Origin of the sequence: Streptomyces sp. NPDC049887 (assembly GCF_040656535.1) — a bacterium.
Classification (GTDB): Bacteria; Actinomycetota; Actinomycetes; order Streptomycetales; family Streptomycetaceae; genus Streptomyces.
In genome coordinates this window covers 95,686-110,649 of record NZ_JBFAMM010000027.1, presented here as the reverse complement: position 1 = coordinate 110,649, position 14,964 = coordinate 95,686, and the positions used below count along the sequence as shown (strand labels likewise).

At 72.0% G+C, this 14,964-nt stretch carries 13 protein-coding genes and 1 pseudogene; 3 read left to right on the top strand and 11 right to left on the bottom strand.

The window, feature by feature from the left end; genetic code table 11:
* Nucleotides 1–228 (top strand): annotated as a pseudogene (locus AB0J10_RS27525) (ATP-binding protein); the annotation flags it as partial.
* Between the two features lie 188 nt (nt 229–416).
* Here the strand turns inward: AB0J10_RS27525 and AB0J10_RS27520 are convergent.
* From AB0J10_RS27520 to AB0J10_RS27510, 3 genes are all read right to left on the bottom strand, one after another.
* Nucleotides 417–620 (bottom strand): acyl-CoA carboxylase subunit epsilon, encoded by a 204-nt coding sequence (locus tag AB0J10_RS27520; protein ID WP_138052968.1) that lies wholly within the window; start codon nt 618–620, stop codon nt 417–419.
* A gap of 21 nt (nt 621–641) precedes the next feature.
* Nucleotides 642–2,225 (bottom strand): acyl-CoA carboxylase subunit beta, encoded by a 1,584-nt coding sequence (locus tag AB0J10_RS27515; RefSeq protein ID WP_363065157.1) that lies wholly within the window; start codon nt 2,223–2,225, stop codon nt 642–644.
* Nucleotides 2,226–2,379: 154 nt separating this feature from the next.
* Nucleotides 2,380–4,788 carry a polysaccharide lyase 8 family protein gene (locus AB0J10_RS27510; RefSeq protein WP_363065156.1) on the bottom strand — a complete coding sequence of 803 codons (2,409 nt, stop codon included), beginning with the start codon at nt 4,786–4,788 and terminating at the stop codon, nt 2,380–2,382.
* A 299-nt stretch (nt 4,789–5,087) separates the two neighbouring features.
* Here AB0J10_RS27510 and AB0J10_RS27505 point away from each other — a divergent pair, with 299 nt between their 5' ends.
* Complete coding sequence (locus AB0J10_RS27505; protein ID WP_363065155.1) at nt 5,088–5,696, top strand: YceI family protein; 609 nt, start codon at nt 5,088–5,090, stop codon at nt 5,694–5,696.
* Nucleotides 5,697–5,781: 85 nt separating this feature from the next.
* On the opposite strand, the gene AB0J10_RS27500 is transcribed toward AB0J10_RS27505, so the two are convergent.
* From AB0J10_RS27500 to cimA, 5 genes are all read right to left on the bottom strand, one after another.
* Nucleotides 5,782–6,057, bottom strand: coding sequence for a DUF2087 domain-containing protein (locus AB0J10_RS27500; RefSeq protein WP_363065154.1), 276 nt, complete (start codon nt 6,055–6,057; stop codon nt 5,782–5,784).
* 57 nt (nt 6,058–6,114) lie between these two features.
* Nucleotides 6,115–6,630 carry a GNAT family N-acetyltransferase gene (locus tag AB0J10_RS27495; RefSeq protein ID WP_363065153.1) on the bottom strand — a complete coding sequence of 172 codons (516 nt, stop codon included), beginning with the start codon at nt 6,628–6,630 and terminating at the stop codon, nt 6,115–6,117.
* Between the two features lie 255 nt (nt 6,631–6,885).
* A complete protein-coding gene (locus AB0J10_RS27490; RefSeq protein ID WP_363065152.1) occupies nt 6,886–7,158 on the bottom strand; it encodes a DUF1876 domain-containing protein in 273 nt (90 codons plus the stop codon).
* Entirely contained in the window at nt 7,158–8,486 is a 1,329-nt protein-coding gene (locus AB0J10_RS27485) for a hypothetical protein (protein ID WP_363065151.1), read from the bottom strand. Before AB0J10_RS27485 ends, AB0J10_RS27490 begins: the two co-directional genes overlap by 1 nt.
* A gap of 85 nt (nt 8,487–8,571) precedes the next feature.
* Nucleotides 8,572–10,197 (bottom strand): citramalate synthase, encoded by a 1,626-nt coding sequence (cimA, locus tag AB0J10_RS27480; protein ID WP_363065150.1) that lies wholly within the window; start codon nt 10,195–10,197, stop codon nt 8,572–8,574.
* 388 nt (nt 10,198–10,585) lie between these two features.
* Between cimA and AB0J10_RS27475 the strand changes: the two genes are divergently transcribed.
* A complete protein-coding gene (locus AB0J10_RS27475) occupies nt 10,586–11,422 on the top strand; it encodes a hypothetical protein (protein ID WP_363065149.1) in 837 nt (278 codons plus the stop codon).
* 82 nt (nt 11,423–11,504) lie between these two features.
* On the opposite strand, the gene AB0J10_RS27470 is transcribed toward AB0J10_RS27475, so the two are convergent.
* The 3 genes from AB0J10_RS27470 to AB0J10_RS27460 form a co-directional block, all read right to left on the bottom strand.
* Nucleotides 11,505–12,059 carry a TetR/AcrR family transcriptional regulator gene (locus AB0J10_RS27470; RefSeq protein WP_363065162.1) on the bottom strand — a complete coding sequence of 185 codons (555 nt, stop codon included), beginning with the start codon at nt 12,057–12,059 and terminating at the stop codon, nt 11,505–11,507.
* Between the two features lie 140 nt (nt 12,060–12,199).
* Nucleotides 12,200–13,219, bottom strand: a complete 1,020-nt coding sequence (locus AB0J10_RS27465; protein ID WP_363065148.1) for an agmatine deiminase family protein — start codon at nt 13,217–13,219, stop codon at nt 12,200–12,202.
* A 58-nt stretch (nt 13,220–13,277) separates the two neighbouring features.
* Nucleotides 13,278–14,960 (bottom strand): urease subunit alpha, encoded by a 1,683-nt coding sequence (locus AB0J10_RS27460; protein ID WP_363065161.1) that lies wholly within the window; start codon nt 14,958–14,960, stop codon nt 13,278–13,280.
* Nucleotides 14,961–14,964 lie beyond the last annotated feature (4 nt).

The following is a 14,964-nucleotide window of genomic DNA, read 5'->3' as shown; positions in this document are numbered from 1 at the left end:
GCCGACTGCTTCCCCGCGGTCGACTACTTCGAGAACAGCGGCCTCCCCTTCGTCATCGCCCTCAACGGCTTCGACGGGCACCAGCCGTACACGCCCGACGAGGTCCGCGAGGCGCTGCAGATCGGCCCCGACGCCCCGATCATCACCACCGACGCACGCCACCGCGCCGACGCCAAGAGCGCCCTCATCACGCTCGTCGAGCACGCGCTCATGGCACGCCTGCGGTAGGCCCGTCGCCGTACCCCGTCCCGTTCCCGGGAAGGCCCCGTACTCCGTCACACGTCACGGTGTACGGGGCCTTCCCGTGTCCGCCGCCCCGAGTCCGCTCCTCCCACCGTGCCCCGGCGGGAGGGGGAAAGGCGAAGGCCCCATCCGTTTCCGGGGGAACGGACGGGGCCTCGGGGTCCGGGAGGGCGTCAGCCCTGCCAGGAGTGCGGAGCGCGGAAGCCGGACTGGCGTTCCAGACGGCGCCATCCGGCGGTGCTGCGGCCGCGGTGGGCCGGGACGGCCTGCGGCTGCGAGGCGGCGCGGGCGAGGAGCACGGCCGTGATGGCGGCCAGTTCCTCGGGGTCGGCGTGCCCCTTCTCGACGCGGAGCAGGGATTCTGCGGGCGTGGTCATGTGCAGCGTTCTCCTCGTGGGTTACTGCGGGGGGTTGCCGTGCTTGCGGGACGGCAGGTCGGCGTGCTTGGTGCGGAGCATGGCGAGGGAGCGGATCAGGACCTCGCGGGTCTCGGCCGGGTCGATGACGTCGTCGACCAGCCCGCGCTCCGCGGCGTAGTAGGGATGCATCAGCTCGGCCTTGTACTCCTTGACCATGCGGGCACGCATGGCGTCGGGGTCCTCGGCGTCGGCGATCTGGCGGCGGAAGATGACATTGGCCGCACCCTCCGCGCCCATCACGGCGATCTCGTTCGTGGGCCAGGCGTAGGTGAGGTCGGCACCGATGGACTGGGAGTCCATGACGATGTACGCGCCGCCGTATGCCTTGCGCAGGATCAGCGAGATACGGGGCACGGTCGCGTTGCAGTAGGCGTACAGGAGCTTCGCACCGTGGCGGATGATCCCGCCGTGCTCCTGGTCGACTCCGGGCAGGAAGCCCGGCACGTCCAGCAGCGTGATGATCGGGATGTTGAAGGCGTCGCACATCTGCACGAAGCGTGCGGCCTTCTCGCTCGCCTCGATGTCGAGGACGCCGGCCAGCGACTGCGGCTGGTTGGCGACGATGCCGACGACCTGGCCGTCGAGCCGGCCGAGGGCGCAGATGATGTTGCGCGCCCAGCGCTCGTGGACCTCCAGGAAGTCGCCGTCGTCGACGATCTCCTCGATGACCTTGTGCATGTCGTACGGACGGTTGCCGTCGGCAGGCACCAGGTCGAGCAGGACGTCCGAGCGACGGTCCGCCGGGTCCTCGCTCTGCGCGTGCGGCGGGTTCTCCCGGTTGTTCTGCGGGAGCATCGACAGCAGGTACCTGACCTCCGCGATGCACGTCTCCTCGTCGTCGTAGGCGAAGTGGGCCACACCGCTGGTCTCGGCGTGGACGTCTGCGCCGCCGAGGCCGTTCTGGGTGATCTCCTCGCCGGTGACCGCCTTGACGACGTCCGGACCGGTGATGAACATCTGCGAGGTCTCGCGGACCATGAACACGAAGTCGGTCAGCGCCGGCGAGTAGGCGGCACCGCCCGCACACGGGCCGAGCATCACGCTGATCTGCGGGATGACGCCCGAGGCCCTGGTGTTGCGCTGGAAGATGCCACCGTAGCCCGCGAGGGCCGAGACGCCTTCCTGGATGCGGGCACCGGCGCCGTCGTTCAGCGACACCAGAGGTGCGCCGGCGGCGATCGCCATGTCCATGATCTTGTGGATCTTCGTGGCGTGCGCCTCGCCCAGGGCACCGCCGAAGATCCGGAAGTCGTGCGCGTAGACGAAGACCGTGCGGCCCTCGACCGTGCCCCACCCCGTGATCACACCGTCGGTGTAGGGCTTCTTCGACTCCAGCCCGAAGCCGGAGGCGCGGTGCCGCCGGAGCTGCTCGACCTCACGGAACGACCCCGCGTCCAGCAGCAGCTCGATGCGCTCGCGCGCGGTCAGCTTGCCCTTGGCGTGCTGCGCCTCGGTCGCCCGGTCACTGGGTCCGCGCCGCGCCTGATCGCGAAGGGCGTGCAGCTCGGCCACACGCCCCCGTGCGTCGGTCGGCTCGCCTGCGGTCTCGTCCAAAACGGTCATGTACGAACCCTACGGAGCCGACCAAGAAAATCCTGCCGTTGACTCCGTACAGTCTCGCGCCCGATCTGCTGTCAGCCCCGCACAGAACCATTTCGCGGCACAGGCGAAGTACCAGCTGAACGGCCTGCCGTTTTGTTGTGGTCCAACAATGGCGTCAGCCGATGGTCACCTCGCAGCCATGTACGACACCTGCCGTACCCGGAATGACGCGCAACCGCAGGCGGCGGCCGGTGGCCAGTACCTCGATCGACGGAGCGGCTCGCAGGACCCGGCCCACCGGGCGGTCCCAGGCGAGCTCCAACGGCAGCCCGGAGCGCATGGGTTCGCCGATGTGGAGGGTGGCGGTCCGGTCGTGCCTCCGTACCACCACACTCGCCGGCGACGTGACGGTGAGGGCGCCCACGGTAGCGGGCCGCCAGAAGTTCGCCGCGGTCAGCCCGAGCGAGGGCACGGCGACCGACTGAGAAATATCCGAATTGTCGAGGACCTCCAGCCAGCCCGGGTCGGCCGCACGGTCCTCGACCGCCGGCCGGGAGGCCCCGGGCATCAGGATGTATCCGTACGACAAGTTCACCGGATCGGTCCCGTGGTCCAGCCACAGGGTCTGGTAGTGACGGGTCCGCCGTTCGGGAGTGCTGCCGGTGTTGATGTCCCGCCACGCCCCGGTCCGCGCCTCGCGCAGGGTGCGCAGCCCCGACCCGCCGGGCCGCTCCGTGCGGTCGCCACCGGCCGGGGCGACCGGGAGGAGGACCCAGCCGCCGTGTCCGTCGAGCTGGGCCCAGCGGCCGTGGCGCCCGGTGGTGAGGGCCGCGGTCGGGTGCTCGCCGAGGTTCCTGTTGTCGACGACCGTCTCCACCGGCACACCGTCCGTGCAGGTGATCCCCGCCCCGAGGCAGATCACGGCATCGGCGGCGCAGAACCACGACTTGCGCGCCTCCAGGGTCGATCCGAGCCCTCTGAGGTGCTGGCCCACGGCCGCGTACTCGCCGTCGGTGGAGCCTCCGACCCACTTCACGGCCGGTTTCGGTTCCCCCCACTCGCCGCCCTCCCGGTCGGACAGGCGGCGGGTCGACACGGTCGTCCCGGGCAGCCGGTACCAGTCGACGGTCGGCCAGAACCAGTCGGTGTACTGGTCGCCCAGGTCGGTGCCGGGCCACCAGTAGAGCATCCCGGCGCCGGTGTGCCAGCCGCGCGGGTTCTCCCCGTTGCCGCACTCGTAGGCCGAGATCCGCTCCGAGGCCATGGCGATGTTGGCCGTCCACCCTGGCCGACGGTGGACGGCCCGGTCCATGGCGGAGAACAGCTTGTGCCCGACGGGCTCCGGCGCGGCGGGGACGGGGGCGGCGGCCACGGCGTGCAGCCGCGCCAGATCGGCCACCCCGAACTGGGGGTCGGTGAGAACGGGACTGACGGTGTCCCGCTCGATCCAGCCCTTGATCATGGAAAGCCAGCGGGTGCGCTCGGCGGCGGGCGCCCCGCCCGCGAGCAGCGCGACGGCCGCGATGAGCGCATGGCCGTGGAAGTGGTCGCTGCGCATGACCCGGCGGCTGTCACCTGAGAGGTGGCCGCGGCTGATCGCCCGTCCGTTGACGCTGTCCATCATGAGACCGTCGTGGATCAGGGGGGCGAAGGCGTTCTCGACGCTGCCGAGGACGTTGGCCCGACCGGGGTCGGTGATGTCCCAGGCGGAGCCCGCGAGAAGGGCGAAGAGGCGGCCGAGGCCGTCGAGCAGGACCTGCCCGTACGTGCCGGAGTAGGCCACCCGGGCGTGCTGGACGAACGACCCGTCGGCGTAGAGGCCGTCACCCGTGGTGACGTGCCGGAAGACGGGTGACAGCGCGTCGCGGGCGAGGGTGATCCTCGCCGGCTCCGCGCCGTTGATGCCGCGCAGCACGACCGAGCGGCACAGGTCGACCCGGTTGGCGCCGGTACTCGTGCCGGTGTAGGAACCGAGCGCGCTGTCCGGAACGAAGTGGTCGACGGCCTCGCAGGCGGCGCGGCGCCGCTCGTCGGTGAGCTCGCCGTGGAGCGCCGTGACGATGTCCATCAGCAGGCGCGGGCTGCCGATCCGCCACTCCCACCAGTTGCCGTAGCGGGTGGCGTCGGGGTTGTAGATCCGCTCGGAGAGATGATCGAGGCCACGGACGACGTCGGCGAGCATCGTCGTGTCACCGGTCGATCCGGTGCCCGGCTGGAGGAAGGCCTGTGCCATGGTCCACAGCCTGCTGTAACTGGCCGTGATGCCGGACGGCGGGTCGAAGCGGAGGCCGGGGAAGAGGGAGTCCCCGGCCGGCGCCATGGAGTCGCGGAAGGCCCGGGCGAGCCGGCCGGTCTCCGCGAGCCGGGAGGCGTAGGGCTCCGCGGTCGGGTCGTAGCCGGTGCCGAGCTGGAGGGCCAGCCAGCGGCGGCGCAGTTCGGCGTACGCACCGTCGGAGCGGCCGTTCGCTCCGGCAGGCAATCCCGACGCGGAAGCGGGGGCGGGGGCGGGCAGGGCCAGGGACAGCGCACCCGAGCCGGAGGCGAGCAGCAGGGCACGGCGGGACCAGGCGGGCGGGGCGGGCAACAGGGCCTCCCGGGGACGAAGTGACACGATCCGCTCGGCAGCTGGCGTAGCACCCCCGGAGGTCGGCCACAACGCCTGAATCAGGCCGCTGCCCGACGACGGCGCGCCCGCCCGGCCCGGACGGCGAGGGCCGGCGGACTGCGGCACCAGGGGACCGGACCAGGCGCGCGAAGGGGATGTACCCCACCAAGAAAAGTTGAAGTTTGAACGGGAATGCTTCTATGATGGATGTCGTTGAAGGTTCAACGAGTGGCCGGGAAGGCCACCGCCCCGCCCGACCACGTCCCCGAGGAGCAATCATGGGCCTGTTCAACCGCAAGACCAACGAGACCGCCCCCGCCGCCCCCCGCGCGGTGGACCCCGCGCTGGCGGCCCTGACCGGCAAGTACGCCATCGACCCGGCCCACAGCAGCATCGGCTTCACGGTCCGCCACGCCATGGTCACCAACGTGCGCGGTACGTTCAGCGACCACGAGGGCACGCTGCACCTGGACGGTGCCGACCCGTCCCGCTCCACCGCCGTCATCGACGTCAAGATCGCCAGCATCGACACCGGCATCGGCGACCGTGACGGCCACCTGCGCAGCGGTGACTTCTTCGACGCCGAGACCTTCCCGGTGATGTCCTTCCGCTCGACCACGGCCGAGCAGCTGGGCGGCGAGAAGTACCGCATCAGCGGCGACCTCACCATCAAGGACGTCACCCGCCCGCTCTCCATCGACCTGGAGTTCAACGGCGCGGCGACCGACGTCTACGGCAACGAGCGCGTCGGCTTCGAGGGCAGCACCGAGATCCTGCGCTCGGACTGGGGCCTGACCTGGAACGCCGCGCTGGAGACCGGCGGCGTCATGGTCAGCGACAAGGTGAAGCTGAACTTCGACATCTCGGCGATCAAGCAGGCCGTCTGACGTCGCACTCCCGCGCTCGGCCCTCGAACCCCCGTCCCCGCGGACGGGGGTTCGGCACGGACCCGCCCCGTACCCCCGGGCGCGGTCACACGGCTCGCCGGTAGGCGCTGCCGTCCCTGGCGCGGGTCAGCAGCCCGGCCTCGACCAGATAGCGGCGCAGCGCGGAGCAGTCGTCGTGGACCCCGCGGATGGCGTCGTTGACCTCGACCTCGGTGTACTCCCGGCCCTGCTGGAACAGGGTCCGCGCGAGGTGGTCGAGCAGTTGCTGACGGCGGGCCGTCTTCCGCGGGATCGCCGTCAGCCGGCCCCGGGAGAAGAGTGCGGACACGTCCCGTGAGCCGCCGGATTCGTTGTCGGACATGCGCCGAAGCCTCATGCACCCCACCCCGGCGGTGCAACGCGATTTCGCCGCCCCGCACTACAGCGGTATCTCTATGTCGAGGACCGGGCCGGTGGCCCGGGCGGGCGGCGCGTCCAGGACCTCCAGGACGTGGAGCATCGGAACGTTGATCGCGGCCACCGCCGCGGTCAGGGTGTGGTGCCCGTCCCGCCGGGCGACGTCGGCGGCATGGGCGGTGAGCGCCGTCCCCAGCCCCTTGGCCTGCCAGGCGTCCTCGATCAGCACCGCGAACTCGCCGACACCCTGCTGAGCGGTGCGCATGACGTTGGTCATGGCGATGATGCGGTCCGTCCGCTGGGCGGTGGTGGTGACCAGGGTGGTGCCGCGCTCGGGATCGCAGAGCAGCCGCCAGCCGGCCGCCGACAGTCCGGGGGTGCCCGCGTGGTAGCGCATGGCACGGCTGCCGGGCGAGCAGCGCTGGTGCAGCGCCTGCACCGGGGCGAGGTCGGCGGGGGTCGCCTCTCGCGTCCGGGTGGGGGTGCCGTCGGCAAGGGTGATCGGGTGTCCGGTGCGGTGCGTGCCGGTTTCGGGCATGCGGGGGCCTCCTCGCGGCCGGTACGGGCGGAGTGCCGCAGACCCCCGTGCGGGCGGACACCCGTCTCGGCACAGGACAAAGTCTTTTGCGATCGCAAGGCCGGCTCAAGAGGGGTTCGCGCCATCCTGGCTACGCTTCGCACAGGAAGCGTCACCGAACGGAGCTGGTCGGGAGTGGCGCGAATCGGACCGGCAGGGGCCACGGCGGGCCGGACGTGGCCGGCTGCGCCGGGCCCGGTCACCGGGGCCGGCTGCTCATCCCTCGCGGAGGCGGTGCACCTGTTCGCCGGTGCGGGACTCGATCTCCGTGGTCACCTCGTGGAGCAGGGAGTGGCTCACCCCGTTCAGGGCCCGTGCCACCGCCAGTTCATCGCCGATGTGGGGGACGTCCTGGTCCGATCGGTTGCGGTGGGCCGTGCCCTCACCGACGTACAGCTCCGCGTTCTGCCCCCGCAGGCGCGCCTCCGCCTGGGTGGTGCGGTCGCTCTCGGTGATGACGATCTCGACGTTCCACTTCTTGGTGCGCATCAGAAGCCACCGCCTCCGTCGAAGCCGCCTCCGCCACCCCAGTCGCCGCCGAAGCCGCCGCCGAAGTCGGAGGAGTTGAAGTCCGCGCCGGAGAAGTCGCCGCCGCCGAAGTCGCCACCACCGTACTCGGAGGCGTACGCCGGGGTGGACAGGGCGCTGCCCAGCAGGGTGCCGGCCAGCAGGCCCGGCAGCAGTCCGCCGCCGAAGTAACCGCCCGCCCAGGGACCGTAGGCCGGTCCCGCCTCCCAGTACGGGCGGCGGCCGGACTCGGTCTCCACGGTGCGGGCCATCGGGTCGTGGCCGTCCTGCAGACGCGCCGCGTCGGCGGCGCACACGGGCACCTCACGAGGGGTGCCGGCCACCGGGGTCCAGGTCATCTCGGTCACGGAAGGGCCGTGGCGCGGGTCGAAGAAGCACGGGGCGCGGCGCTCCGGGAGCGGGGCGCCCTCCCTGCGCGAGGCCAGCACCGCGAGCGCGTAGCGGCCCTCCTCCAGCGCCTCGGTGACGACCCGGACGTCGTGCGGGTGCTCGGCGGCCGCCATGGCGGACTTGGCCTCCTCGTAGGAGTCCAGGGCGCGTTCGTAGTCTGCGCGCATCGAGTCGTCCGCGCCGGGCTCGGACGGGCGGAAGTCGAGCCGGTCCAGTTCCTCGCCGTAGGCGGTGATGTCCTCGTCGACGACCACCCGGAGCTTCTCCAGCGCGGCCCGCTCCTCCTCGGCCTTCCTGCGGCGGCTGCGGCGGGCCACGGCGTAGGCACCGGCCGTGCCCGCGACGAGGACGGCGCCGATGGCGATCAGCGACCCCGTCCCGGCGCCGGTGGGGTCGGAGCCCTCGCTCCAGGAGGCCGGTGCGCTGCCGCGGACGGCCGGGAGCGCCTGGTCGACGAAGTTGCCGAGCTGCGTGGCGGCGTCGGTACCCGGGGTGTTCACACCTGCGACGAGGTTCCGCACGGCGTTCCGGGGCAGGACAGCGCCGTCGGCACCCGCGTCGAAGCGGTCGCCGAGGCGGATGCCGTACAGCCCGGTGATTCCGGTGGCCGTGCGCAGATCGCGCAGCACGCTGTCCGCGGGGAACTGCGTGCTCTCGGGCAGGACTGCGATGAACACGGGTTTGTCCGCGCTCAGGATCCTCTGCTCGAGGGCCTTCTCGTCGGCCGGGGAGAGCTGGGAACGGGCGGCCGGGTCGACATGGACCGGGTCCTGCTTCAGCGCGGCGGCCGCGTCGGAGATGCCCGTGGTTCCGGCGGCCGCGCCGGGAACCAGGGCCAGCAGCAGCAGAAGCGTCAGCCCGGCGAGGGCAGACAGCAGGGAAAACGGCCTGGTCCTCATACCATCGAAGCTACCCGAACGGCCCGGAATAGGACATAGCCCCCGGTCGGGACACCAGGGGCCGTGGCCTCGTGACGGTCCGCGGCTACTCCGCGGGCTCGACGCCCGCGCGCAGCAGTCCGTACGTGTACGCGTCCTCGAGGGCCTGCCAGGAGGCCGCGATGATGTTGTCGCCGACACCGACGGTGGACCATTCACCGGTGCCGTCGCCGGTGGTGACGAGTACCCGGGTGGTCGAGCCCGTGCCGTGCCGGCCTTCGAGGATGCGGACGCGGTAGTCGACCAGCTCCAGCTTGGCCAGCTGGGGGTAGATCCGCTCCAGGCCCACCCGCATCGCCCGGTCCAGCGCGTTGACTGGACCGTTCCCCTCGGCGGTGGCGACGATGCGCTCGCCCTTGGCCCACAGCTTCACCGTGGCCTCGTTGGCGTGGCTCCCGTCGGGCCGGTCCTCGACGATCACCCGCCAGGACTCGGTGCGGAAGTACGTGAGGGCACGACCTTCCGCCTCCGCGCGCAGCAGCAGTTCGAAGGAGGCGTCGGCGGCCTCGTACGTGTAGCCGCGCAGCTCGCGATCCTTGACCCGCTCGACGACGCGGCCCACGAGCTCCCGGTCGCCGCCGAGGTCGATACCGAGCTCCCGGCCCTTGAGCTCGATCGAGGCGCGACCGGCCATGTCGGAGACGAGCATCCGCATGGTGTTGCCGACCTGCTCGGGGTCGATGTGCTGGTAGAGGTCCGGGTCGACCTTGATCGCGGAGGCGTGCAGTCCGGCCTTGTGGGCGAAGGCGGAGACACCCACGTAGGGCTGGTGGGTGGACGGCGTGAGATTGACGACCTCGGCGATGGCGTGCGAGATCCGGGTCATCTCCGTCAGGGCGCCCGGCGGCAGCACCCGCTTGCCGTACTTCAGCTCCAGCGCGGCGACGACCGGGAAGAGGTTGGCGTTGCCGACGCGCTCGCCGTAGCCGTTGGCGGTGCACTGGACGTGCGTGGCCCCGGCGTCGACGGCGGCGAGCGTGTTCGCCACGGCGCAGCCGGTGTCGTCCTGGGCATGGATCCCGAGGCGCGCTCCGGTGTCGGCGAGGACGGTGGCGACGACCGCCTGGACCTGGGCGGGCAGCATGCCGCCGTTGGTGTCGCAGAGGATGACGACGTCGGCACCCGCTTCGTGTGCGGTGCGGACGACCGCCTTCGCGTAGGAGGGGTTGGCCCGGTAGCCGTCGAAGAAGTGCTCGCAGTCGACGAAGACGCGTCTGCCCTGCGCGCGCAGATGGGAGACGGTGTCGCGGACCATGGCCAGGTTCTCGTCGAGGGTCGTGCGAAGCGCGAGTTCCACATGGCGGTCGTGGGACTTGGCCACCAGTGTGATCACCGGGGCCCCGGAGTCCAGCAACGCCTTGACCTGCGGGTCCTCGGCAGCGGTCGCACCCGCGCGGCGGGTGGCGCCGAAGGCGACCAGCCGGGCGTGCTTGAAGTCGATCTCCTGGCGGGCCCGGGCGAAGAACTCCGTGTCCCGGGGGTTGGCACCCGGCCATCCGCCCTCGATGAAGCCCACGCCGAACTCGTCGAGGTGCCGGGCGATGGTCAGCTTGTCCGCGACGGTGAGGTTGATGCCCTCGCGCTGCGCTCCGTCGCGCAGCGTGGTGTCGAAGACATGGAAGCCGTCGTCGAGGACCGTGTACCTATCGGTGTCCGTGGCCTCTGTGTTCATGGCTGTTGTGACTCCTGTCGGATGAGTGGCTCCGGAAGCTCTGGCTCCACTTGCCCCCATCTTCGCGCGCCTCGGTCTCCGGCCGGGGTGGGGGCCGCAAAACGAAAAAACCTCTCGCGGGTGCGAGAGGTCTGCGCGCGGGTCTGGGGCACGGTGCCGCCGCCGCGGGGGGTTGCTGTCCACGGGTCAGCGGTCACTGCGGACCGGCGCGCTGCTGCCGATAATCATGGCGAATGCGAGCACGGTGGCAGTCTGCCACATATGCGTGCCGGCATGGACAGGGGTCTCAGTATGCGGGCGCGTTCCGGCCGCAGGCCGTGTTCGGGCCGGCCCCAGGCACCCGATCGGCGGGCGGGGGGCCGCCCGGCCGAGTGGTAGGGGAATCCCCATGAGCTCACAACCCCCGACCGGGCCGCCCTCAGGACCCGTCCCCCGGCCTTCCGGTCCGGCCCCCGGGCCCCCGCCTCCCTCCGGTGGCGGGACCCACCGCGGAGGCCCGCGGCGAAAGTGGGCGCTGATCGCCGGGGGCGCCGCGACGGCGACGGCACTCGTCGTCGTGCTGGTGGTGTCGCTCGGCGGCGACGGGGACGGCGGCGGGAGCGCGGCCTCGCCCACGCCCACCGACACGAAGGCGGCTGAGGCCGCGGCGCACGCCGTCGCGACGCGCGTGGCGCTCGCGCCCCCGGACTGGGGATCCGGGTTCACCCAGCACAAACCGTACGAGGTGGATCCCGCGCCGGAGTCCCTGGTGCGGGAGAACTGCGAGTTCGCCAGCCGCCCCAGCCGCATCGGCACGCTGGCCTCGCTGCAGCGCCATGTGACCGAGGCGTCGTCCGGTATCGCGGGGACGTCCGAGGTCAAGGTGTTCATCGACGAGGCCACGGCGAAGCAGTACCTCGCCGACGCCCGCGACAACATCCACCGCTGCCCGGACCAGTTCCGCGGCAAGGAGCGCTGGAACAGCGTGCGCGAGGCGAGCCCGCCGCAGCTGTCCGGCTTCGACGAGCTGGTCTCCGAGGAGGGCCGCCAGGTCGTCTCGGCGGGCGGGGCCAAGGTGAACGACCGCTACGTCATCGCCACCGGCCGGGACGGCCGGAACATCCTCAGCGCCTACGTGGTCGGCAAGGCCGACCTTGAAGCGCAGATCCGGAGGTACGCCGCCGACTCCCTGCTGAAGATGCAGCAGCGCCTCGAACAGCAGCCGGAGGCCGCAGCGGCGCGGTGACGAGCCGCCGCGCCGCCCCGTGCGCACGCCGCCGCCGCGCGGAGCCCGCGCGACCGCGGGTGTCGTGGGCGGTGGACGGCGGTCACGGGAGCAGCGAGTCGGCGATGAACTCCTGGACGTGGGTCAGGACCTGGGCCCGGCCGGTACCCGGTATGCCGACGGCCACGTGCACGCTAAAGCCGTCCAGCAGCGCGCGCAGCCGGGCGGCGTAGCGGTCCGGGTCGACGGCGCGGAACTCGCCCCGCGAGATGCCTTCGGCGAGCAGGGCGACGAGATCGCGGTGCCAGGCGCCCTCGATGGCGGCCTGCCGGGCCCTGGCGTCCTCGTCGGCGTTCTGCGAGCGGTTCCACACCTCCAGCCACAGCGTCCAGTGCGGGTCGCGGTGGCCGTCCGGGACGTACAGGTCCACGTACGCGTCGAGTCGCTCGCGGGCGCCGGCCGGCCGGGACAGCAGCGCGCTCCGCTCGGCGCCGAGCCGGCCCTCGCTCCACTCGAGGGTCCGCAGCAGCAGCTCGTCCTTGGTGCGGAAGTAGTAGAGCAGATGGCCGCTGCTCATCCCGACCTCGCGGCCCAGCCCGGCCATGGTGAGCCCGTCGAGCCCGTGCTCGGCGATGGTCGCCATCGCCGCGGCGAGCACCTCCTCGCGGGGTGGTGCGGTGTTGCGGCGTCGGGGGCCCGGTGGAACGTTCACCCGTACGTTCTACCCGATCTCCCGGCCGGCCGGTGGCGGCCCCCCGGGCGGATCCGCGGGCAGCCGCCCGGAGGCCGGGCACGGGGTCAGACCCGCGGCTGCTGCTGGGTGATGCAGTGGATCCCCCCGCCGCCGGCGAAGATCGTGCGGGCGTCGACGAGGGTCACCGTCCGCTCCGGGAAGAGGCGGCGGAAGACGCCTGCCGCGATCTCGTCGTTGGGGTCGTCGAAGGAGCACAGGACCACTCCCCCGTTGCAGAGGTAGTGGTTGATGTAGGAGTAGTCGACCCACTCCCCGTCCTCGTCCTTCAGCACGGTCGGCGCCGGGACCTCCACGACCTCCAGAGCGCGGCCGCGGGCGTCCGTGCTGCCGCGAAGGATCTCCGCGTAGGTCCTCGAACGCTCGTGGTCCGGGTGGGCCGGGTCCTTCTGGCTGTGGACGAGCACCACGCCCGGCCGGGCGAACGCCGCGACGATGTCGACGTGACCCTGCGTGCCGTACCTCCCGTAGTCGCCGGCCAGGCCGTGCGGCAGCCAGATCGCCTTGCTCGTGCCGAGCCTGGCGTGGATCTCCGCCTCGACCTGCTTGCGCGTCCAGTCGGGGTTGCGCCCGGCGCCGAGCTGGACGGTGTCGGTCAGCAGGACCGTGCCCTCGCCGTCGACGTGGATCGCGCCGCCCTCGTTGACGAGCGGCGAGGAGAGGACGGGGGCACCCGCCAGGTCGGCCACCTGCCGGGCGATCTTGGAGTCGTGCTCCCAGCGGGCCCAGTCCTGGGCGCCCCAGCCGTTGAACACCCAGTCCACTGCGGCCAGCCCGCCGTCGCCGTCGACGACGAACGTCGGGCCGATGTCCCGCATCCACGCGTCGTCCAGCTCGCGCTCCACGACCTCGACCTCCGCGCCGAGCAGTTCGCGCGCACCCTCCGCCTGCCCCGGTCCCACCACCATGGTGACCGGCTCGAAACGGCGTACGGCGCGGGCGACGGAGGCCCAGGCGGCACGCGCCCCCGCGAGTTCCCCGTCGTCGCGGAAGGTCGGGTTGGGGCCGGGCCAGGCCATCCAGGTGCGCTCGTGCGGGGCCCACTCGGGCGGCATACGGAACGTCATCACAGGTCCTTGTGGAGAGGGTTCGGAGCAGAACTGGGGCCCCGGGGAGCCGGACGGCTCAGAGGAAGTACAGGCGGTTCAGGGACATCGACTCGACCGGATCGGAGCGCAGGGGATCCCCGTCGAGCGTGACGAGCCCGCTGTGCGCGTCCACGGCCACGTCGCCGACGCGGGAGTTGAGGAGCAGGTCGCCGGGGCCGATGCCCCGGGTGCCGCGTACCCCGACACGGCGCCTGCGGGTGGGCATCGCGTCGCCCCCGAGGGCGGCCGCGGCCTGGGACACGAAGGCCACGGAGATGTCGGCGGGGGTCGCGCCGTGGGCACCGAACTGCGGCCCGAGGACGAGCGGTTCACAGGTGTCGGTCGCCGCGTTCGGGTCTCCGGTCACCCCGTACGCGGGGAAGCCCGCCTTCAGCACCAGCTGCGGCTTCGCGCCGAAGAACTGCGGCTTCCACAGCACGATGTCGGCGAGCTTGCCCGGCTCGATCGAGCCGATCTCGTGCGCAAGCCCGTGGGCGATAGCGGGGTTGACGGTCAGTTTGGCCATGTAGCGCAGGACACGGGCGTTGTCGTCGTGCGCACCGTCGCCCTCCATGGGGCCCAGCTCCGCCTTCATCTTCCCCGCCAGCGCGAAGGTGCGCCGCACGGTCTCGCCCGCACGGCCCATGCCCTGGGCGTCGGAGGAGGTGATGCCGATCGCGCCGAGGTCGTGCAGCACGTCCTCGGCCCCCATCGTCCCGGCCCGGATCCGGTCGCGGGCCATGGCCGCGTCGCCGGGCAGGTCGGTCTTGAGGTCGTGTACGGAGACGATCATCCCGTAGTGCTCGGCGACCGCGTCCCGGCCGAAAGGCAGGGTGGGGTTGGTGGAGGAGCCGATGACGTTCGGCACGCCCGCCATCCTGAGCACGTTCGGCACATGCCCCCCGCCGCAGCCCTCGATGTGGAAGGCGTGGATGGTCCGGCCCTCCAGCACCCTCAGCGTGTCCTCGACGGAGAGACACTCGTTGAGGCCGTCGCTGTGCAGCGCGACCTGGACGTCGTGTTCCTCGGCCACCCGAAGGGCCGTGTCGAGCGCGCGCGTGTGGGCGCCCATGTCCTCGTGGACCTTGAAGCCCGACGCGCCGCCCTCGGCGAGGGCCTCCACGAGCGGGGCCTCCCCGGAGGACGAGCCGCGCGCCAGGAAGCCGATGTTGACCGGCCAGGCGTCGAAGGCGCCGAAGGCGTGCCCGAGCGCCCAGGGGGAGTTGACGCCGACGCCCCAGACCGGGCCGAACTCCTGCCCGATGATCGTCGTGACACCGGAGGCGAGCGACGCCTCCATCACCCGCGGCGAGAGCAGGTGGACATGGGTGTCCACGGCACCGGCGGTGGCGATGAGCCCTTCGCCGGACACGATCGTCGTTCCGGTGCCGACGACGACGTCCACGCCGTCGAGGGTGTCCGGGTTCCCGGCCCGGCCGATGCCGGCGATGCGGCCCTCGCGGATGCCGACGGACACCTTGCGGATGCCCTGGACCGCGTCGATGACGAGCACGTTGCTGATGACGACGTCGCAGGTGTCGCGGACGGCGGCCGCCTTGAGGTGCAGTCCGTCACGGGCGGTCTTTCCGAAGCCCGCGAGGAACTCGTCCCCGGGTCGCTGCGAGTCGGACTCGACGCGGACGACCAGTCCGGAGTCGCCGAGGACCACCCGGTCCCCGGCGCGCGGGCCGTGCACGCTCGCGTACTCGTGCGGATCGATGCCG

Bases quoted from the DNA above. Each gene is read 5' to 3' on its own strand.
- cimA (WP_363065150.1), bottom strand. From the start codon at position 10,197: ATGAACACAGAGGCCACGGACACCGATAGGTACACGGTCCTCGACGAC.
- AB0J10_RS27515 (WP_363065157.1), bottom strand. From the start codon at position 2,225: ATGACCGTTTTGGACGAGACCGCAGGCGAGCCGACCGACGCACGGGGG.
- AB0J10_RS27495 (WP_363065153.1), bottom strand. From the start codon at position 6,630: ATGCCCGAAACCGGCACGCACCGCACCGGACACCCGATCACCCTTGCC.
- AB0J10_RS27520 (WP_138052968.1), bottom strand. From the start codon at position 620: ATGACCACGCCCGCAGAATCCCTGCTCCGCGTCGAGAAGGGGCACGCC.
- AB0J10_RS27465 (WP_363065148.1), bottom strand. From the start codon at position 13,219: ATGACGTTCCGTATGCCGCCCGAGTGGGCCCCGCACGAGCGCACCTGG.
- AB0J10_RS27500 (WP_363065154.1), bottom strand. From the start codon at position 6,057: ATGTCCGACAACGAATCCGGCGGCTCACGGGACGTGTCCGCACTCTTC.
- AB0J10_RS27490 (WP_363065152.1), bottom strand. From the start codon at position 7,158: ATGCGCACCAAGAAGTGGAACGTCGAGATCGTCATCACCGAGAGCGAC.
- AB0J10_RS27505 (WP_363065155.1), top strand. From the start codon at position 5,088: ATGGGCCTGTTCAACCGCAAGACCAACGAGACCGCCCCCGCCGCCCCC.
- AB0J10_RS27475 (WP_363065149.1), top strand. From the start codon at position 10,586: ATGAGCTCACAACCCCCGACCGGGCCGCCCTCAGGACCCGTCCCCCGG.
- AB0J10_RS27485 (WP_363065151.1), bottom strand. From the start codon at position 8,486: ATGAGGACCAGGCCGTTTTCCCTGCTGTCTGCCCTCGCCGGGCTGACG.